Raw genomic sequence first — 20,765 nt, forward strand, 5'->3', positions numbered from 1 at the left:
GGTCGGAGGCGGTGGGGCAGAACTCATCAGCGGTCGGCTCGGAGAGGGTGTGCGAAGCCGTCGCACGCTACGGCCACAGACGGCTCGCTCGCAACTGACGACGCTGATCCGACCCGCGCCGAATGCGACGGCACCCGGAGAACTCCCACGAACGTTACGGCAGGGGCAGTTCGCCGCGGGCGTCGTCGGCGATCTCATGGACGCTCATCCGGACCACCGTCTTGCTGCTCTCGCGGTAAGCGGAGCGGGGTTCGCTGAGATCCTTCTCCTCGCGGGTCAGCGTGACCTCCCATTCCACCGGGCCGAACGGCACGTCCGGGCTGATGAGAAACGTGCCCTCGTTCGTAACGCGGGCGCGTTCGCTCTCTTCGACCACCTTCCCGCGATACCGGGTGCCGTCGAAGCGGCCGCCGGGGGTGTCGGCGGAATCCTGGCCTTCGTCGGTGAGTTCGGTCGGTTCGTAGTCCTTCAGCAGGGTGAGCGACGGATAGGCCCGCAGGGCGGAGCCGAACTCGACCGGTTCGAGATCGCCGACCTGCTTCCATCCGCGGATCACCGGCAGGAACGCTTCCGGGATGCCGTTCTCGTTCGCCACCACGCCGGTGACGGCGTCTTCCGGGACGAGGACTTTGAACAGCACGCGACCGGCCGGCCCCGTTTCGAGGCCGCGTTCGCCGGGGGTGCCGACTTCGGAGACGATCTCCAGCCAACGGGCGGGCACGTCGTTGCCGTCGACGCTCGCCGTCTCGGCTTCCAGCGCCCGCACGGTGATCTGCCGGCGCCGCTCCACGGTGGTGACCTGGTTCTGCCGATCGGTCAGCGTTTGGGTGTAGGTGCCTTCATGCCGGACCATCGTGCCGGGTTCCGGCAGGGTCCAGACGAGCCCGCCGGCTTGGGCGGTCGGGGCCATCGCGTTTGGGAAGACCGCGGCGGGGCCGGCGAATAGCAGGAGCGCCGCGCACGCCGCGGCGAGAGGGCGAACGGCGGTGGGCATCGGTGGGCAGCGGGCGCGAGGAGCACGAGACGAGTCGCCTGCATTCTTCCCGCCGCTTGACCGCTCGCAAGCGGCGACTGCGGCGCCGTGCCGGATGGACCGCTTCCCGGTCCGCTCCTACCGTGCGGGACCGCCCGATCGGTTGAATCCTTCGCCCGCCTCGCGTGGTAGTACCGCCGACGCCATGTCTCAATCGACCGTCCCCAACCGACCTCCGTTCCGCCGCCGATGACCCGACTCACCCCCCGCCGGTTGCAGCCGGCCCTGCTTTTGCCGACGAGCGGCCTCGCCGTCGCGCTCCTCGCCGCAGGATTCGCCCCCGCCGCATTCGCCGACGACGAACCCGCCGACGCCAAACCGGCGATCGAGAAGGCGAACGTCGCGCACATCGAACTGTCCGGCTCCTTCCCGGAAGCCCCGCAGCCCGAAGGCCCGTTCGGCGGCCTGACCCAGACGTTGGAGAAGGCGAAGGACCGGATCGAAAAAGCCGCCGCCGACGATCGCATCAGCGCCGTGTTGCTGCGATTGGACGGCCCGTCCGTCGGGTTTACCAAAGCCCGCAGCTTGCGAGACAGCGTCAAAAAGGTGCGCGACGCCGGCAAACCGGTCTACGCCTACTTCGAGGACGCCAGCACGCCCGGCTACCTCGTCGCCTGTGCCGCGGACAAAGTGATCTGCCCCGAAAGCGGCGGCGTGATGATGGTCGGCCTGCGGGCGGAGGTCGAGTTCTATAAAGAGCTGTTCGACGACTTTGAAGTGCAGCCGGACATGCTGCGCGTCGGCAAGTTCAAGAGCGCCGCGGAACCCTACACCCGCAGCTCCATGAGTCCGGAGTTCCGCGAAGAGCTGACCGAGGTGCTCGGCGACATCTACGACAACATCCTTTCCACCGTCGCGGAGACCCGCGGCATGAAGACCGACGCCGTCGACGCCGCGATCGACAGCGGCCCGCACACCGCCCTCGGCGCCCAAGCCGCCGGGCTGGTCGACGTAATCGCTTATGAAGACCAAATCGGCGACCTCATCAAAAAGGATCTGAACGCCAAAGAAGTCCGCATCGTCGAGGATTACCTCAAGCCGAAGCCCAAGAAATACGAGGGCTTCAGCGGTCTGATGGAGTTGATGAACGACCTGTCCGGTCAGACCAGCACGGCGTCCTCCAAAGGTCCGAAGATCGCGGTGATCTACGCCCTCGGGCCGATCATCTCCGGCAAGAGCGTCGAAAGCCCCTTCACCGGGGCCGCATCGATGGGGTCCGAAACGATGATCGAAGCCATCGACACCGCCCGCGAAGACGAGACCGTCAAAGCGGTCGTGCTGCGGGTCGACAGCCCCGGCGGCTCCGCGCTCGCCAGCGACCTGATGTGGCGGGCGCTGGTGCGGTTGAAGGCCGAGAAGCCGTTGATCGTTTCCATGGGCGAGGTCGCCGGCAGCGGCGGCTATTACATCGCCATGCCGGGCGACACGATCATCGCGGACCCGTCCACGATTACCGGTTCGATCGGCGTCGTCGGCGGCAAATTGGCCTTCGGCGAAACCTTCAGCCGATTCGGCGTGACCCACGATGTGGTGCAGTTCGGCGACAACGCCGGCACCCTGTCGCTGCTCACCCCGTTCGACGAATCCGAGGAAGCCGCGATGCGGAAGATGCTCGCGGAGATCTACGAGCTGTTCACCAAGAAGGCCGCCGAGGGTCGCGGGATGGAACTCGACAAGCTGAAGGAACTGGCGGGCGGGCGCATCTACAGCGGCGCCCGGGCCAAGGAACTCGGCCTGATCGACGAACTCGGCACGCTGGAAGATGCGATCGCGATGGCGACCAAAGCCGCCGCGGACAAAAATGACGACGTGAACGAGGGCGACGAACTGGACCGCCTGAACCTGCCCAAGCCGGTGAACCCGTTCGAGGCGCTGCTGGAGAACGGCTTCCCGGGCATGATTCAGATGCAGCAGGAAGCCGCCGGCCAGGCCGCCGTCGCCGCGGCGCTCGACGCCCTGCCGGACCCGATCGCCGGTCTCGCGGAGCGGCTCGCCGCTCTCAAGACCCTCGCCAAAGAGCGGGCGCTGGTCGTGATGCCGTTCGGTCTGTCCATTCGATAGCCGCAGCGCGTGACGATCCCGCCCAGTCCTGGTCCCTCTCGTCGGGGACCAGGACTGTTTCGTAATACGCCCGCAAAACACGCTACGGTCCGGCTCAAGGTGAACGTCCCGGCCGGGGCAACGCACATTCGGAGAGACCAGATGTTCGATACGGACGTCGACGACGACTTCGAGCCGCCGGGCTTCATCGGGCCGACAGAATTAGTGGTTCCGACCGCCGGGGGGCTGGGGCTGCTCGTCGGCGCAGCCTGCTTCGCATTCAAGGCCGTGACGGGCGCAGGAGCGACGGCTCACCTTTACGCAGCGGGAGCCGTCGCGTGCCTCATCGGAATGAGCGCCGCGTTCTGGATGCTCTCAGTCCGGCTCAGCCCTGATCGGCCTTCGACAGGCTCGGACGACGCTCCCCCTCGCGGCCTCCGTCCGCGCCGCCGACGGTTTCGCTCACCGCCGACGGACGGGCCGTCTCGCCCGCAGACAGAAAGCCGGCCCCCGACCGACCAGGCGTGGAGCCGGCACGAGCCGCGTCGGACAGAGGCCGATTGAGCGGGCGGACTCAGCCAATCGCCGCGCGGAGCTTGTCGATCCACTTGGCGGCCTCCGTCTTCACATCGCCACCCTCCTCATACTCCAGCACCAGCCAGCCGCGGTAGCCGGCGTCGCCGAGGATGCCGACGATTCGTTTCAGGTCCGCCTCCTCCTTCGATTTGCCGTCGGGGTGGACCGCCACCTTAATCTGGGCGTTGATCGCGTAGGGAGCGATCGCGGCAAGGTCGCGGTACGGGTCGTCCGTTCGGAAGTTGCCGCTGTCGAAGTTCACGCCGAAGTACGGGCTGTCGTCGACCTGTTCGATGATCGACAGCATTTGCTTCGGCGTTGCGGTGATGCCGCCGTGGTTCTCTAGGGCGAGGTGCACGCCTTTCTTTGCGGCGTACATCAGGCAGTCGTTGATGCCGGCGGCGCAACGGGCGATTGCCTCTTTTTCGTCCCCGCCCTTCGGCACCTTCCCGGCGAAGATGCGGATGACGGGGGCGCCGAGGACCGCCGCCACGTCGATCCAGTGCATGCAGTGCATGATCTGCTTGTCCCGGGCGTCGCCGGGCGGCAGGGCGAAGTCGTTGCCGATCGCCGTGCCGGAGACCGTCAGCCCGTTGGCGAAGCAGCGGTGGGCGAGGGCGTGCAGGTACTCCGCCGCCTCGTTCGGCGCCGCTGGCTCCTTGGAAGTCGGGTCGAACGGTTGGGGGTAAAGGGCCAGTGCCCCGACCTGCTGTACGACCTCGGGGAAGTAGTACCCCGTCAGTTCCACGCCCGGCAGACCCAGCGAGGCGGCGTAGTCGACCACGTCCTCCAGCGACATCGTGCCCTCTTTGTCCCCTCGCGGCAAAGAGCTGTTGAACGAGTACGCCGCGAGGCTCAGCTTGAACAGCGAGCCGTCCGCCTGCCGTTTGACCGGATCCGCGGCGACGGAGCCGGTCGGGCGGGCGGCGAGCGCCGCGGCGGACGCGGCGGCGGCGGTCAGGAACGAGCGGCGGGAGGGCGTGGTCATGCTCGGATTGCGAACGAACGGGGGGCGAGACGGGTCTGATCCTACAGCCCCGGCGGGTCGGTTCGTACACTCCCCGGCTCGCTCCGCCCTCGCTCCTTCGCGCTTCGTCCCGATGCCCCGCTACGACCCCGCCCGCATCGAACCGAAGTGGCAAGCGTTCTGGGACGACCACCGCACCTTCGCGACGCCGTCCGTTCCGGCTGATGGGTCGGCGGCGGACAAGCTGTACGTCCTCGATATGTTCCCCTACCCCAGCGGGAACGGCCTGCACGTCGGCCACCCGGAGGGCTACACGGCCACGGACATCGTCGCCCGCCTCGCCCGGATGCGCGGCAAGCAGGTGTTGCACCCGATGGGCTGGGACGCTTTCGGGCTGCCCGCCGAGCAGCATGCCGTCAAAACCGGCGTCCATCCGCGGGAGACGACCGCCAAGAACATCGACACGTTCCGTCGTCAATTAAAGTCGCTGGGATTCAGCTACGACTGGGATCGCGAACTCTCCACGACCGACCCGGAGTATTTCCGCTGGACGCAGTGGATCTTCCTCGAACTCTACGACACCTGGTACGACGCCGAGCAGAAGAAAGGCCGGCCGATCGCGGAGCTGCCGATCCCTGAGGAGGTACAGGCTGACGGCGAAGAGGCCGTCCGTCGCTATCAGGACGGCAAGCGCCTCGCCTATCAAACGCACGCCCCGGTCAACTGGTGTCCGGAACTGCGGACCGTGCTGGCGAATGAAGAGGTGATCGACGGCAAGAGCGAACGCGGCGGCCACCCGGTCGTCCGGCTGCCGCTGCGTCAATGGATGCTGCGAATCACCGCCTACGCCGACCGGTTGCTGGGCGATCTGGATACGCTTGACTGGCCGGAGAGTTTGAAGTCGCTGCAGCGCAACTGGATCGGCAAATCGACCGGCTGCGAGGTGGATTTCTATATCGGCGAGGCGAGCGGCGGGCGTCAGCCCGCTGAGCTTCAAGACGGCTTTGAAGACTGGCAAACCGGACGTCAGACGCATGGTTTCCCGGACCAGCCCGGCAACGATTGCCTGCGGGTCTATACCACCCGCCCGGACACGCTGCACGGGGCGACCTATATGGTCCTCGCCCCGGAGCACCCCGCCGTCGATCGACTCACCACGCCGGAGCAACAGGCCGCCGTTAAAGACTACCAACAAAAGGCGAGCGAAAAGAGCGACCTTGCTCGCACCGACCTCGCCAAAGAGAAGACCGGCGTCTTCACCGGCGGCTACGCGATCAACCCGGCCAACGGGGAGCGGGTGCCGGTGTGGGTCGCGGACTACGTGCTGATCTCCTACGGCACCGGCGCCATCATGGCCGTCCCGGGGCATGACGAGCGGGACTTCGAGTTTGCTAAGCAGTTCGGGCTGCCGATCCGTCAGGTCGTTCGGCCGGGCGACTCTGAAACGTTTGAATCGCTCCGCGACGCGGACGTCGAAGTCTTCATTCACGAAGGCACCGCCGTGAACAGCGGCGACCTCGACGGCCTGCCGACCGCACAGGCCAAGTCGCAGATGATCGACTGGCTTCGCGAAGCCGGGACCGGCGCCGCGGCGGTGAACTATAAACTGCGGGACTGGCTGTTCAGCCGGCAGCACTTCTGGGGCGAGCCGTTCCCGCTGTGGCATGAATTGGATGGCGACGGCAAGGAGACCGGCCTGCTCCGCACCGACGACGCGGCCGATCTGCCGGTCAAACTGCCGGAGAACTTCGAGTTCAAACCCCACGGCCGCCCGGAGCCGCCGCTGGACGAAGCGCCGGACGACTGGCTCTACAAAACCGCCGCCGACGGCACGAAGCTGAAGCGGGAGACGAACAGCATGCCGCAGTGGGCGGGCAGTTGCTGGTACTTTCTCCGCTTCTGCGACCCGCACAACGACGACCGCTTCGTCGGGGCGGGGGCGGAGAAATATTGGATGCCGGTCGACCTGTATATCGGCGGGGCGGAGCACGCCGTGCTGCACCTGCTGTACGCCCGCTTCTGGCACAAAGTCTTATATGACCGCGGACACGTCTCGACCGTGGAGCCGTTCGGTCGGCTGGTCAATCAGGGCATGATTCTGGGCGAGCCGGAGGTGACGGGGTATCAAAACGCCGCGTTACAATGGATCTCATCGGACGACGTGGAGGCATCCACTGCCGAGGACGAAGACGGCACCGGATTCGTTCAGAAGAGCACGGGCGAGCCGGTCCAGCCGGTCAAATTAAACGCCGCCCAGTTGGTCAAGATGGGGGGCGTGTTCGTCCTCGCGGCAGACGGGGAGATCAAGGTTGATCAGCGCGCGCATAAGATGAGCAAGTCCCGCGGCAACGTGGTGAATCCGGATTCGATCGTCGCGGAGTACGGCGCCGACAGTCTGCGCCTCTACGAGATGTTCATGGGGCCGTTGGAGCAGTCGAAGCCGTGGCAGATGAGCGGCGTCGAAGGCGTCGCACGCTTCCTAGCCCGAGTCTGGCGGACGATCGCGGACGAACAGGCCGACGAGCCGACCCTCAATGCCGCGGTGCAGGACGTCGAGCCGACGGAGGAGCAGGAGCGCCTGCTGCATCAAACGATCAAGGCCGTCACGAACGACGCGGACCGGCTGAGTTTCAATACCGCGATCAGCCGGATGATGGAGTTCACGAACGCGTTCAGTTCGATGGAGACGCGTCCCAAAAGCGTTTGCGAACAGTTCACGCTGCTGCTCGCCCCGTTCGCCCCGCACCTCGCGGAGGAATTGTGGAGCCTGCTGGGCCACGACGAGTCCCTGGCCTACGAGCCGTGGCCGACGTGGGACGAGTCGAAGCTGACCGAAAGCAGCGTCGAGATCCCGGTTCAAATCAACGGCAAGGTCCGCGGCCGGGTGCGAATCCCGGCGGACGCCGATCGGGACGCCATGACCGCCGCCGCGAAGGCCGACGAGTCCGTGCAGTCGCATCTGGAAGGCAAAACGATCGTGAAAGCGATCGCCGTGCCGGGACGGATGGTGAACTTCGTGGTCAAAGGCTGACGTTGCGACGCTGAAAGTGACTGCTCGTAGTGCGAAACGCAGTTTCGCCTTCCCGCCGGACACTCGCATGCCGCCGTATCGCTACCGCGATCTAACTGCCGAGCAGCAAGTCGATGCCGTCCGCGATCGCCTCGATCGCGGCCACCCGGCTCACGAACCGCCTCACCCGGACCAAGGCACCGGTTGGTACTTCATCACGGCCGCCTGTTTCGAGCATCGTCGCCGATTCGAGCAGCCCGCCGAACTCGCTGCGCTCGCCTTTCGACTCGGTGAGGCGCTACGAGGCGCCGGCTACGGCTGCGGCGGCTGGGTCGTCCTACCAAACCACTATCATTTGCTCGTCCATGCGCCCGCTTTGACGGGGTTCGGGCGAGTTCTGGGAAGGGTCCACGCACGCTCCGCGGCCTATGCGAACGAACGGGACGGAACGCCCGGCCGACAGGTGTGGTATCGGTACAGCGACCGAAAGGTTCGATCCGAGCGGCACTTCGGAGCTTGCTTGCACTACCTGTTCCTCAATCCCGTGAAGCACGGATACGTGGACGATCCGCGAAGCTGGCGCTGGTCGAGTCTTGGCGAATGGCTCAGCCGCAACGGTGAACAACGGTTTGTGGATTTGCAGGAGAATTATCCGCTTCGTGAGTTCGGCCGCGGGTGGGATGATTGAGCCGATAGGAGTTTCTGCGAAACTGCGTTTCGCACTACGAGCGACTGTCTACGAAGCAGCAAGGCTCCCCCGGCTCGCATCGGGCATCTTCGGTAGTCAAGGCGACGCCGCACAGTCACCGTTGTAAATTCGGCCTGATCCGCCCCCCGAACACGAGGTGTCCCATGATGTCCCTATCCGCCGCCGCGGCGCTCGCCGCGGCGTCGCTTGCCGCGCCCGCCGTCGCCGCCCCGCAACCGGCCTCCCCCCAAAACGAGGTTCCCATGGTCGAGGGCGTGCAATACGTCGCCACCGTCGAGGGCATCAGCGAATATCGACTGCCCAACGGGCTGAAGATCCTGCTGTTCCCGGACGTCTCCCGCCCCACGGTCACGGTGAACTGCACCGTGTTCGTCGGTTCGCGGCACGAAGGCTACGGCGAGACGGGGATGGCTCACCTGCTGGAGCACATGGTCTTCAAGGGCACGCCGACCTTCGAGGACGTGCCGAAGGAGTTGAAGGACCGCGGCGCCGTCTTCAACGGCTCCACCTGGCTCGACCGTACGAATTATTACGAGACCCTCCCGGCCAGCGAGGAGAACCTCGAATTCGCCATTCACCTCGAAGCCGATCGGCTGGTGAACAGCTACGTCAAGCAGGAGGATCTCGACAGCGAGATGACGGTCGTCCGCAACGAGTTCGAACGCGGCGAGAACAGCCCCTCCCGCGTGCTGATGCAGCGGATGCTGGCGACGGCCTTCGAGTGGCACAACTACGGCAAAAGCACGATCGGCAACCGGGCCGACATCGAACGGGTGCCCATCCAGAACCTGCGGGCGTTCTACGAGAAGTTCTATCAGCCCGACAACGCGATGCTGATCGTCGCCGGGTCGTTTGATCCGGTGAAGGCGCTGCAATACGCCAAGGAACACTTCGGCGCGATCGAAAAACCGACCCGCGTGCTGCCGACGACCTATACCGAGGAACCTCCGCAGGACGGCGAACGCACGGTGATTCTCCGCCGCGTCGGCGACGTGGCTCAAATCGGCGCCGTGTATCACGTGCCCGCCGGGCCGGACCCGTCCTTCGCGGCGGTGGACGTGCTGGAAAGCATCCTGACCGACAATCCCTCCGGCCGACTCTATAAGCGGCTGGTCGAAACGAAGCGGGCGGCGAGCGTCTCCGGCGGCACCTTCGCCCTGCACGACCCCGGCGTGCTGCTGTTCACGGCCGAAGTCGCCGCGGCGAACGATCCGAAGGACGTGCTCCGAGCGATGCTGGACGTGACCGAGAGCGTCCCGGCCGAACCGGTTACCGAAGAAGAGGTCGCCCGGGCTCGCGCCCGGCTGCTGGCCCGCCGCGAGCGGGCCGCGAACGATACCTCCCGCATCGCGGTGCAACTCTCCGAATGGTCGGCCCAGGGCGACTGGCGCCTGTACTTCCTCTATCGCGATCGATTGGAGGAGGTCACTGCCGAAGATGTCCAGGAGGTCGCCGCCCGCTATCTGCAAAGCGATAACCGCACCGCGGGCCTGTTCCTCCCGACCGAGGAGCCGCAGCGAATCGAGATCCCGGCTCGCCCGAACCTCGCGGAGATGTTGAAGGACTACAAAGGCCGCGACGTGGCCGCGGCCGGCGAGGCGTTCGACCCGGCGCCGGAGGCCATCGAAGCCCGCGTGATCCGCACCGTCTTGCCCAGCGGCCTGAAGGTCGCCCTGCTGCCCAAGCAAACCCGCGGCGAAACCGTCGACGCCCGCCTCTCGCTGCGATACGGCAACGAAGAGACGCTGCAGGGGCTGTCCGGGGCGACGAACCTCCTTGGCCCGCTGTTGATGCGCGGGACGGAAGAGCTCACCAAGCAGCAGATCCAGGACCGACTGGATGAATTGCAGGCCGCGATCCGGGCCGGCGGTTCGGACGGCACGCTGACGTTCACGATCACCGCGAAGCGGGAGACCCTGCCGGCGGTGATGGACCTGCTGGGCGAGGTGCTCGAATCGCCGACGTTGCCGGCGGAGGAGTTGGCGCTTCTCAAACAGGCGACGGTCGCCCGCATCGAAGCCGGGAAAAGCGAGCCGCAAACGCTCGCCCCGACCGCGGTGCGACGGGCGCTGTCCAACTACCCCGACCCGGCCGACCCCCGCTACGTCCCCACGCCCGAGGAGCAGGTGGAGATGATCTCCGCCGTCACCCCGGAGCAGGTCGCCGCGATCTATAACACGTTGCTGACCGACGCGACCGGCGAGCTGGCGGTCGTGGGCAGCTTCGAACCCGACGCCGTGCTCGAACTGGCGGAGGAGCATCTGACCGGCTTCGGCGCCGCGGACGCCCCGTCCTTCGCCCGCTTGCCGCAGGTGCCGAACCCGGACGCCCCCGCCGGCGACACGAACATCGTCACGCCGGACAAGAAGAACGCCGTGTATTACGCGGCCCTGCAACTGCCGATTTCCGAGGAACACCCGGATTATCCCGCGTTGATGATCGGCAATTATATCCTCGGTTCCAGCGGCCTCTCCAGCCGACTGGGCGACCGCGTGCGTCAGCAGGAAGGGCTGAGCTACGGCGTCGGTTCGCAGCTGAGTCCGCGGGCGAAGGACGACCTGACGACGTTCGGCCTGTTCGCGATCACCAATCCGGCGAACGTGCCGAAGCTGAAGTCCGTCATCCGTGAGGAAGTGGATCGCCTGATCGCCGAGGGCGTGACGGCGGAGGAAGTCGCCGCGGCGAAGACCAGCTATCTGCAAAAGCAGCGGGTCAGCCGGGCCAGCGATTCGACGCTCGCCGCGACGCTGGGTTCGCAGCTGTATCACGACCGCACGATGGCCTTCACCGCGGAGCAGGAGGCGCAGGTCGCCGCCCTCACCGCGGAGCAGGTAAATGAGGCGTTGGAGAAGCACGTCGACCCGGCGAAGCTCTACGTCGCCGTCGCGGGCGACTTCGACACTTCCGCCGGAGAAGTGACTGAAGACGGGGTCGAATAGATCTCGCCGAGGTGAGTTGACGCTATTCCCACGCCGATGCGTGCGGCGGATCCCCGGATCGGCCGCACGCTTTTTCTTTGGAAGAGACTCAAACGGCGTCCGTCGGCTCCGCCGTGTCGGCGGACAGGGTTTCGCCCTCATCCGTCGGCGCGGGGGCGAACAGCGCCCGCAGGCTTTCGACCGGCACGCAGTCGCGGAAGACCATTTGCAGGTCGCGTTGCTGGCCTCTGCGTTCGGTGTAATAAACGGAGTCCGTCGTCGTCACCAATCCGATCACCTCGCCGCGATCGTTGATCATCGGGGCGCCGCTGCTGCCGCGGGCGTATTCCGCGGTGACGGTCAGCCGCGGCGTACGTCCGCTGCTGCGACGGATCAGATGGCGACGGGTCACCACGCCCCGCGAATAGCTGAAGAACCGCCCCGCGGGGTTCGAGATGCAATGCACGTTCTCGCCGACCCGACCGGCGCTCGCCAGCGGCAGGAAGGGCAGCGATCGTCCTTCCCCCACGTCTAACCGCACCAGTGCCACGTCCGCCGCTTCGTCGGCGGCGAGCACTTCAGCGATCGGCAGCGTCAAACCGCTGCGCGTCACGACGATGTAGCCGCTCCGTTGTTCCTCCTCGTCCGCATCGGCGTCGAGGACGTGATAATTCGTGACGGCCAGGCCGTCCGGCGAGATCACGAACCCGCTGGCGGCGTTCGATTCATATTCCCCGCAGCCGTCGCAGCAATACCGCACGCGGGCGACGATTAGCGACGCGGCTTCCAGATTCGCCGCCAGGTCGCCCGGGGCCGGCACGAACGGATTCTCCGGCGCGGGGGCCGGCAGGACGCTGCGCTTCCGCTTGAGTTGTTCCTGAACCGTCTCCAACGGCAGCGTCTGGCCCGCTTCGACCAGGGCGCTGCCCTCATCGAGCAACGCCGCGCGGATCGCCCGGTCGTCGAGAAACGCCGCGCCCAGCGGGTGCGACGGCTCCTCCGCGTTTGCAATCGGCGCTGCGGCGAACGCCGCTGCGTAAGACGCGAGGGCGACGATGGCGGAGAGAGCGGAACGCATGGCGCGGCGGTTCATTGCGTCATTCTAAAGGGGCGCCCCTCCCGACGCTCGCGCTTTCCGTCAGGCTGAAGCGAGCCGTTTGACGTCGGTCGCACCACGTTCGCTGACCGATTCGATCCGACCTCGGGGGCGCCGTCGGCGGGCCGCTTGCGAGCGGAGGGGTCGGCCGGTCAAAGTGAGCCATGCTCTCGCCCGTTCCGTTGAAGTATCCGCCGATGCGCCGCCCCGAATTGCCCCGCCTGCGGAACCTCGCAGCCCTTGTCGCCGTCGTTCTCGGCCTCGGCGCCGCGAACGCGGGCGTCGCGGGGGACCGCCCGAACCTGATCTTCGTGCTCAGCGACGACATCGCCCAGGGCGACGTGGGCGCCTACGGCCAGGATTTGATCCAAACGCCGAATATCGATCGGCTGTGCGCCGGGGGCACGCGGTATCTGTCCGCGTATACCGGCACCAGCGTTTGTGCGCCGGCTCGGTCGTCGTTCTTCACCGGGCTGCATATGGGCCACTGCCCGACCCGGGCGAACCGCGAATTGCAGCCCGAAGGCCAACGTCCGCTGCCCGAGGGGCAGGTGACCGTCGCCGAGATCCTGAAGTCGTCCGGCTATCGCACCGCGACCGTGGGGAAATGGGGCATGGGCATGTTCGACACCCCCGGCAGCCCCTTCAAAACCGGCATCGATCGGTTCTTCGGCTATAATTGCCAACGGCACGCCCACCGCTACTTCCCGGATTATATCTGGGACAACGACAAGCGGGTCGAGCTGCCGGAGAATGTCGGCGGCGATCAGGCGATCTACGCTCAGGATCTCATTCAGAATGCGGCCGTCGAGTTCGTGACCGACGCCGCGGACGACGACGAACCGTTCTTCCTCTTCTACGCCGCCACGCTGCCGCACGGGAAGTTTGAGATCGACGACCAGGGGATCTACGCCGACAAGCCCTGGACCGACTTGGAGAAGAACTATGCCGCGATGGTCACCCGGCTCGATTCCGACCTCGGCGCCCTCGTGGCCCTGCTGGAGGAGAAGGGCATCGCGGACAATACGCTGATCGTCTTCTCCGGCGACAACGGCTCGTCGTTCGATCCGAACACTGCGATCGGCAAGAAGTTCGACCAGACCATGGGCGGCACGCTGCGGGGTTATAAGCGGGGAATGTACGAAGGCGCGTTGCGGCAGGCGGCGTTCGCCTATTGGCCCGGCACCGTGCCCGCCGGCCGCGTGACCGACGAACCGTGGGCCTTCTGGGATCTCCTGCCGACCTTCGCTGAATTGGGCGAGGCGAAGATCCCCGCGGACTACGAGACGGACGGGTTCTCGCTGGTCGAGTTCCTCAAAGGCGGTCCGGCTCCGCAGCGGGATTATTTCTATTGGGAACTGCACGAACGCGGCCCCGGCCCGATGCAGGCGATCCGCTTCGGCGATTGGAAAGCCGTACGTCCGAAAGCCGGCGGGCCGGTCGAGTTATACGACCTGTCGAAGGATCTCGGCGAAAAGCAAAACCTCGCCGACGAGCGCCCCGAGTTGGTCACGAAGGCGGTCGCGATGATGAACGAGGCCCGCACCGCCGACCCCGATTGGCCGGACCCGGCGACGGCCGACCCGAAGGTCTTCCGTCGGAACTGACGCTGACGGGAATCGCGGAGCGGTCGTCGCATAGACTGGGCCGATGCCGCCCCCGCTCCGCCCCCGTGACGCCATCCGCACGAGGGAGCAGGCCGAACGGTTCCTCTTGGGCCGGGTGAATTACGAGCGCCGCCCGATCCCGCCGGACGCCCTGCGGCTGGACGGCGTGCGGGCGCTGTTGGGCGAACTGGGCGCTCCTCAGCTTCGCGTGCCGGCGGTGCATATCGCCGGGACGAAGGGCAAGGGCACCGTCGCGGCGCTGGTCGCCGCCGCTCTGACCGCCAACGGATTGAAGTGCGGGCTGTTCACCTCCCCGCACCTCAGCCGGTTCGAGGAGCGACTGGTCGTCGACGGCGTGGAGCCGGACGAAGCGACGTTCGTGCGTCTCGTGACCGACGTCGCCGCCGCCGCACAGCGGGCCGAAGCGAACGGCGCCGCTCCCACGACGTTCTTTGAAATGTGCGCGGCGCTGGGGTTCCTGCACTTCGCCCGTTCGGAGTGCGACGTCGCGGCGCTGGAAGTCGGCCTCGGGGGCCGGTTGGACGCGACGAACGTCTGCGAGCCGGTCGTGTGCGCGATCACCAGCATCAGCCGCGATCACACGTCGCTGCTCGGCCACACGCACGCCGCGATCGCCGGCGAGAAGGCCGGCATCGCCAAGCCGGGCGTGCCGCTGATCTGGGGCGGCGGACCTGGCGATGCGGAGCACGCCGTCCGCGCACGCTGCGAAGCCGTGGGCGCCCCGTTTCTCTCCACCGGTCTGTCCACCGGCGCCCCGGCGCCGCATCAACGGGCGAATGCGGCGACGGCGGTCGCGATTCTGGACGCCCTCCGCTCCGCCGGCTGGTCGATCGACCCGGAGGTCGCCGCGGCCGGCATGGCGGCGGTGCGACTTCCCGGCCGGGCGGAGCGTTTCCCTCCCCCGACAAACGACGCCGGCGAACCGATCGGCCCCGCAGTTCTAATAGATGTGGCGCACAACTGGGCCAGCGCCACGGCCCTCGCGGAGACGCTGCGAACCGCCCCCGAATCGGGCCGGCGCTGCCTCGTGCTGGCCTGTGCGAAGGACAAGGACGCCGCCGGCCTGCTCCGCACGCTGCTGCCGCACGTCGACGACCTCGTCTGCACCCAATTCGTCTCGAACCCCCGTGCCATTCCGCCGAGCGAACTGGCGAGCCTGGCCCGCTCCCTGACCGACGCCCCGATCCGCTGCGACGCCGACCCCCGCAGCGCCTGGGCCGGCGCCGTTCGTCGGGCGGGCGTCGGCGGCTTGGCGATCGCGGCGGGGTCGTTCTTCCTCATCGCGGAGCTACGGCCCGAGGTCGCCGGAGCGACTTCGTAAATCTCGCTCGAAGGACTGGAATCGGTGAGCCTGGCCCAATGGCGACATCGCATGGGAGTGAGTTCCGACGCAACTCGATCCTCGCCCCCTCTGGCGCTCATGCTATACCGCTCCCGGTCTGTGTTATTCCTTCTCACCGCGGCCACGGTCGTCGTGTTTCCGATTGATGCGGAAGCAGACGAGGGCGACACAATCGACACGCTGTCCGAAGTGTTGGCGGAGTTAAGAAAGGTCGAGCGGCGTCCGTTTACCGGAACGCTCCGATGGAAGAGCGAGTATCGACTCGACGGCGCTCAGGGCGGCGACTTTTTCCTCACGGAGAAGACCAAGGTCGGCGTGGAAAGCCGCCTCACGGACGCGTGGCGGGTGGACGTCAAGACGGATCAGACGACCGCCGTCGGCCCGCCGCAGGGTCATCGGTTCGTGTCCTGCTTCGACGGAGCGCGCACGGTCCGGGCCGGCTATTATACAAAGGACGCAAAAATCCCGGTCGTCAATCTGATCGAAGGCGAGAGCCGAAGCCAAGAGGCATTCGACCCTCATAAGCTGGCGATCGAGCGGAAGGCGCCGAGGTCGACGCTCTCACAGTGGCTCACGCAAGAATTGGAACCGGGCGATCGATCGGTCGCCGAAGACGGGTTCAGCGGCATGACGGCCCGCTACCGCGGGGCGGAGAAGATTGACGACTTGCCGGTTCAGGTCGTCGAGGCGGAGTTCCGACAGGCCGGAAAGCCGGAGAGCGAGGTTCGCTCCCGCTGGGTGTTTTTCCTCGCTCCTGATCGTGACTGGCTACCGGTTCGAGCGGAATTCTGGGGGTACAAATGGACCACCGAATTTCCGATGTCGACGTTCGTCTTAACTGACATCGTTCAAACAAAAGATGGTCGCTGGCTTCCTCGCGAGGCGGTCCAAGAGAAGTTCGGGGAGGGATTCGCTCAGAGAGGCGAACGAAAACGCACGTGGAGGGAGGTGACGACGGTCGAATTCGATCCCGATCGTCTCATCGACCGGGCGGACCTCTGCGAGGACGTACTGCCGGTCGACGGATCGCCGGTTTATGTGCTGGAGGACGGGGAAATCGTCGAGTCCTACGTCGAAGGCGAGCAGGACTAAATGGATTCGCCGCAAGCCCGGTCAGGCCCACCGCACGACCACATCCGTGATCTCATAACCGGCAAACGGAACGCGGACGGCGTCGGCTTCGCAGACGAGTTCCTCCCGCGGGTCCCCGCCGAGGGTCCGTTTGCGGGCGCTCGCCGGGGGTTTGAAGCAGCGCATCGGCGATCGCGGCGGGATCGTGCTTCCTCAGCGCCGAACTCTGGCCGGGGGTCGTCGGCGAGAAATCCTGAATCTTGCTCGAGGTACGAGCAATCCGTGAGCCTGGCCCGTGCCCGAAATCGCATAGACGTTCGCCCCGCCTCCCGATTCTCCCTCGTCCTCACCGCAATGCTGCACAGACGACTTCCCATGGCCGCCTTCGCGCTCCTGGCGACCACGGCGTTCTCTTTCCCGGCCGGCGCCGAGCCTCCCGCGGATGCGGGAGAAGCGAAGCTCGCCGAGGTGCTGGAGGGGCTGCGACAGGCCGAACAGCGTCCGCGGATGGGGACGCTACGTTGGGCATCGGAATACGTTCTGAACGACGACGCGGGGTTCAGGGGAACCACGAGAAAAATCACCGTGACGGGCAGTGAGAGCGACCTCGCGGACGCTTGGCGTGTGGACGTTCGGCGCGAATCTTGGGAGCCGACCAATACTGGCCCCATCGACGCTGGGCCGACGGAGGTCGGCCCCGAAGCGGTCGAGCCGGATTTGGAGGTGCATTTTCGCCGGAACGTGTCCTGCTATGACGGCATCAAAACGCTGCAAGCGGTATATCCTGAGAAGGACTCTCAATATCCAACCGTGGAGTTGCACGCGGGGAACGTGCCGAGCCGGGACCGACTGAACCCCTACATGTTGCTATTTAACCGGGGGCAGGTTCGGGCTTCGCTTTCGCAGTGGCTGGGAGGGGAACTCGCCCCGGGTGACGAATCTTTCGTAGGTCACAACCACCTGTGGACCCCACGGTATCTCCGAACAGAACAGATCGACGGAATACAGGTTCACGTCGTGAGCGTCGAATATCGCAATGCCTTGAAGCCGAAGGGACCTGCATTGTGGAATTGGACGTTGCATCTCGCTCCCGAGCGCGACTATCTCCCCGTCAAAGTTGAGTACTGGAACCCCTATAAAACGCCCGGCTTCCCGACGGAGTCGATCGTCCTCTCCGATCTCGTTCAAGCGGATGACGGTCGCTGGTTTCCGCGTCGAGCGGTCCAAGGGACGACGAACGCATACGCCACGCGGTCAAGCGACGAGTTGAAGATTGCCTCGACGACCACTTACACGATGGACTGGCGACCGGACGAACTCATCGATCGGTCTGAGCTTTGTAAAGACACCGCGCCGAAAGGCGGCTGGCCGGGTTCAAGCGTTCAACAGGACGAGGAACCTGAAACCCAGCCCGAGGGAGAGCGGGACTGACGCCTACCGAGCATCAGACCGAGCATTGCGAATCCGACGACCGCTTGCGGTTTCGCAGCGTCCGAAAGCCATTGGACGCCGCAAAACCGCAAGCGACGCCCCCAGCCCGAAGAGAACGTAAAGCTCGACCTGACGCCCAGTCGGTCCGACGATGCTCACCACCGCACGACCACGTCCGTGATCTCGTAGCCGGCTAAGGGAACGCGGATGGCGTCGGCTTCGCAGACGAGTTCCTCCCGCGGATCCCCGCCGAGGGTCCGTTTGCGGGCGCTCGTCGGGGGTTTGAAGCAGCGAAGGGCGGCGGTGCGGGTGCGGCCGTCGGTCTCCTGCACGCGGAAGTGCGTTTCGTCCCCTTCCCGTCGCACCGATAGCAGCCGCACGCCGGCGCTGTCGCAGGCGAGCAACCAACCGATCGGGCCGGAGGCCGGCGGCCCCGCGGCGGCGATCGGCGTGGGCGGCGAAAGGAATGCGTCCGCGGCCCGCATCGGGTGCGGATCGTCCACCGCGATCCCGAACCGCCACACGCGCTTCGGATCGGCGGCGTCGCCCGCGTTCAGCAACGGCGTATCCAGCATCCGCCGACCGCTGCGGCTGTGGTACGGCGCGTCCGGCGTGAGGACCGCGGTCCGCAGCTTCTCGCTGCCGTGCAGGCTGGTGAGTTCCCAGAAGTGAGCCGCCTCGAACGTCCCGTGGGCGGGAGCCGCCTGCCGGGAGCCTTGAATGGAGCGAGCCAGCTCGGCAGTCTCGTCGTCCCACGCCCATCGCAGCACGAGGTCGCCCGCCTCTAACGCCGTCGCGGGGTCGTCGAAGGACGCCGCGACGTGCGCGGTCCGCGACCCGCGATCGAGCTGGACCCGCAGCGTGAACCCGCACAAGCGGGCGCCGCCGGCGGGGTCGATCAGCACGCCGCGACTGACCAGCTCCCCGCGGGCCGGACCGGCGTCGACGACGTCCCACGTCTGCCCCTCCGTGCGGACGCAGCGGCTGTAGAGTTCCGGTTCGCCCTCGGTCAGCGTTCGCGGCGCTTTGAACCGCAGGGCCGGTCGCATGCCCAGTCGCACCGGGCTGCGTCCGTAGTTCTTCACCGCGGCGATGCCGCCGGTCGCCGGGTCGAACATCACCTCGAAACGCTCGTTCCGCACCAAGCCCGGTTCCGCGGTCTTCGCCTTCGCTTTGGAGATCGGCGCCGGCTTCTTCGGTTGATCCGGGAACCAGACGAACCCGCAGGGGGGAAGCTCGAACGTGAAGGACCGGGCGCCGACCACTTTCACCGCCGGGTGATCGGCCGGCGGTTTCGATGCGACGTTGGGATCGCCGCACTCCACGCCCACGATGCGCGGGACCGGCAGCGCGTTGAGCCACAACGTCCCGGGCGCGCCGCCCCCGCCGCGACAGAGGGTCGCGGCGAGCCGCTCCGCCGAATCGCCCTCGCCCCCCGCCCCGAGCAACTCGCACAGGCCTGTGAAGACAGCGTCGTCCTTCGCCTCCGCATCCGTCGCAATCGGCGGCGGCATCTCGGTCGCAGCCGGCGAGCGATACTTCCGCGGATCGGCCCCGTACACTCGGGCGAACGGGTCGTCCTCCGCGAACATCTCCGAATAGGTGGCGAACTCCCCCAGCGCCGGCGAGAGCGCGGTGAGCGTCTTCAGATCGTCGAGTCCCGGGCAGGCGGTCCCCGGCCAGCGGGCGAAGGTGACGGCGACGGTTTGCTCGGCTTCGAACGCCTCCGCGAGGATCTCCGGCAGCGCCCAGTAGGACGCCGCGGCGCCCGCCGGCAGCGGATCGCGGGCGTGCGCCGGGATCTCCCCGCCGGCGCCGGCCCACCGCACCCGTCCGGCGCCGTCCGGCGGCACCGATCCCGGACCGAACTTCAGATGCAACGCCCCGTTGACTCCGAATGACTCCAAGAGTTGCGGCGTCAGCGGCGGGAACCCGAACCGATAACGCCCCCAGACTCCCGGCGGACTCCCAAACAACTCCCGGAATGTCTCCCGACCCGCGGTCAGGTCGGCGATCGCCGCCGGCACGTCCCGCACATTCGTTGCGATCTCCGACTCTTCTCCGCCGACCGGTTCGATTTTCTCGCCGGCCACCCGAATCGCGGCGATCAACTCCGGCGTCGCCTCATTGATCGTTCTCCAGTCGGCGCCGGTCGCCAGCAGGTTCAGCGCGGGACCGCCGGCCGCGGCCGCGGCGATCTCCCGTCGCAACGCCTCGCCGGCAAGTCGCGGGATGACGAAGCACAGATCGCACAGCTTTGCGGGCGTCGGATAGAACCGCTCGCGGGCCTCGCGGAGCACCTCGACGGCCTCGACCAGCTTCTCCCGAGCCTCTTCCCGGTCCCCGGCGAACAGGGCGTCCGCGGCGGCGACGGCTTCGGTGCGCAGCCGGGTTTCGTCCAGCGTGCTGTAGTAATGGGTGCGGCGGGTCAGGCGTTCGACCCACAGAAACCCCAGCCCCAACGCGAAAAACGGGTGAAGATCGTCCGGGGCGATCTCGTCGGCGTGGCTCAGCAACGGCTTCACCGCGTCCAGCGCCGTGGCTCGATCGGGGCCGATGATCGCCAGCCGATCGCCGGCGTCCGCCTCCCACCCCTCGGGCAGCAGCTCGCGGACAAAATCCGGGATGAGGAACCGCCGACCGCCGACCGGGTGGGGCGGCTGGTCGGCCATCACCAGCCGCGGCAGGGCGCGGACGGTCGCCAGAAACGAGGGGTGCCAGGCGAGCGCAAAAGCGTTCAGCGCCGCGCCGGCTTGGCGTTCGGGCAGGCGCTCCGGGAGATCGTCCAGTCCGTGCGAGGGGAGCAGGAGAACCGTTTCCGCCGGTCCTTCCGACCGGGGGACGTCCCCTCGATCTCCCTCGGCGGGAGAGCCGTCCGGGAGGGCGGCATCGGTGGGCGAATCGGCGGTCTCCTCGGCGGGCACGGGCGGGGAAGGGCTTGGGG

At 66.8% G+C, this 20,765-nt stretch carries 13 protein-coding genes; 8 read left to right on the top strand and 5 right to left on the bottom strand.

The features are described from left to right. Nucleotides 1-154: 154 nt before the first annotated feature. The gene (locus tag LzC2_RS13415) at nt 155-994 is read right to left on the bottom strand and encodes a hypothetical protein (protein WP_171187792.1); all 840 of its coding nucleotides are present in this window, start codon (nt 992-994) and stop codon (nt 155-157) included. A gap of 228 nt (nt 995-1,222) precedes the next feature. Here LzC2_RS13415 and sppA point away from each other — a divergent pair, with 228 nt between their 5' ends. After that, the gene (gene sppA, locus LzC2_RS13420) at nt 1,223-3,094 is read left to right on the top strand and encodes a signal peptide peptidase SppA (protein ID WP_171187793.1); all 1,872 of its coding nucleotides are present in this window, start codon (nt 1,223-1,225) and stop codon (nt 3,092-3,094) included. Nucleotides 3,095-3,647: 553 nt separating this feature from the next. Here sppA and LzC2_RS13425 read toward each other — a convergent pair. Continuing rightward, nucleotides 3,648-4,637 carry a sugar phosphate isomerase/epimerase family protein gene (locus LzC2_RS13425; RefSeq protein WP_171187794.1) on the bottom strand — a complete coding sequence of 330 codons (990 nt, stop codon included), beginning with the start codon at nt 4,635-4,637 and terminating at the stop codon, nt 3,648-3,650. A 112-nt stretch (nt 4,638-4,749) separates the two neighbouring features. Here LzC2_RS13425 and leuS point away from each other — a divergent pair, with 112 nt between their 5' ends. From leuS to LzC2_RS13440, 3 genes are all read left to right on the top strand, one after another. Next, nucleotides 4,750-7,647 (top strand): leucine--tRNA ligase, encoded by a 2,898-nt coding sequence (gene leuS / locus LzC2_RS13430; RefSeq protein WP_171187796.1) that lies wholly within the window; start codon nt 4,750-4,752, stop codon nt 7,645-7,647. Between the two features lie 67 nt (nt 7,648-7,714). Then, the gene (locus LzC2_RS13435; RefSeq protein WP_171187798.1) at nt 7,715-8,314 is read left to right on the top strand and encodes an REP-associated tyrosine transposase; all 600 of its coding nucleotides are present in this window, start codon (nt 7,715-7,717) and stop codon (nt 8,312-8,314) included. Between the two features lie 167 nt (nt 8,315-8,481). Beyond that, nucleotides 8,482-11,274, top strand: a complete 2,793-nt coding sequence (locus LzC2_RS13440; protein WP_246254998.1) for a M16 family metallopeptidase — start codon at nt 8,482-8,484, stop codon at nt 11,272-11,274. Nucleotides 11,275-11,362: 88 nt separating this feature from the next. On the opposite strand, the gene LzC2_RS13445 is transcribed toward LzC2_RS13440, so the two are convergent. Beyond that, a complete protein-coding gene (locus LzC2_RS13445) occupies nt 11,363-12,346 on the bottom strand; it encodes a S1 family peptidase (RefSeq protein WP_171187800.1) in 984 nt (327 codons plus the stop codon). A 167-nt stretch (nt 12,347-12,513) separates the two neighbouring features. Between LzC2_RS13445 and LzC2_RS13450 the strand changes: the two genes are divergently transcribed. The 3 genes from LzC2_RS13450 to LzC2_RS13460 all read left to right on the top strand — a co-directional run bounded on the left by LzC2_RS13450 (nt 12,514) and on the right by LzC2_RS13460 (nt 16,411). Then, complete coding sequence (locus LzC2_RS13450) at nt 12,514-13,956, top strand: arylsulfatase (RefSeq protein WP_171187802.1); 1,443 nt, start codon at nt 12,514-12,516, stop codon at nt 13,954-13,956. Between the two features lie 43 nt (nt 13,957-13,999). After that, nucleotides 14,000-15,298, top strand: coding sequence for a bifunctional folylpolyglutamate synthase/dihydrofolate synthase (locus LzC2_RS13455; protein WP_171187804.1), 1,299 nt, complete (start codon nt 14,000-14,002; stop codon nt 15,296-15,298). A gap of 120 nt (nt 15,299-15,418) precedes the next feature. After that, a complete protein-coding gene (locus LzC2_RS13460) occupies nt 15,419-16,411 on the top strand; it encodes a hypothetical protein (protein ID WP_171187807.1) in 993 nt (330 codons plus the stop codon). Nucleotides 16,412-16,432: 21 nt separating this feature from the next. On the opposite strand, the gene LzC2_RS13465 is transcribed toward LzC2_RS13460, so the two are convergent. After that, entirely contained in the window at nt 16,433-16,576 is a 144-nt protein-coding gene (locus LzC2_RS13465) for a hypothetical protein (protein ID WP_171187809.1), read from the bottom strand. Nucleotides 16,577-16,765: 189 nt separating this feature from the next. Here LzC2_RS13465 and LzC2_RS13470 point away from each other — a divergent pair, with 189 nt between their 5' ends. Beyond that, the gene (locus LzC2_RS13470; RefSeq protein ID WP_171187811.1) at nt 16,766-17,821 is read left to right on the top strand and encodes a LolA-like protein; all 1,056 of its coding nucleotides are present in this window, start codon (nt 16,766-16,768) and stop codon (nt 17,819-17,821) included. Nucleotides 17,822-17,976: 155 nt separating this feature from the next. On the opposite strand, the gene LzC2_RS13475 is transcribed toward LzC2_RS13470, so the two are convergent. Beyond that, nucleotides 17,977-20,765, bottom strand: a 2,789-nt coding sequence (locus LzC2_RS13475) for a polysaccharide deacetylase family protein (RefSeq protein WP_171187813.1), incomplete at its 5' end; no start/stop codon positions are given.

Origin of the sequence: Alienimonas chondri (assembly GCF_013036045.1) — a bacterium.
GTDB classification, from domain to species: domain Bacteria; phylum Planctomycetota; class Planctomycetia; order Planctomycetales; family Planctomycetaceae; genus Alienimonas; species Alienimonas chondri.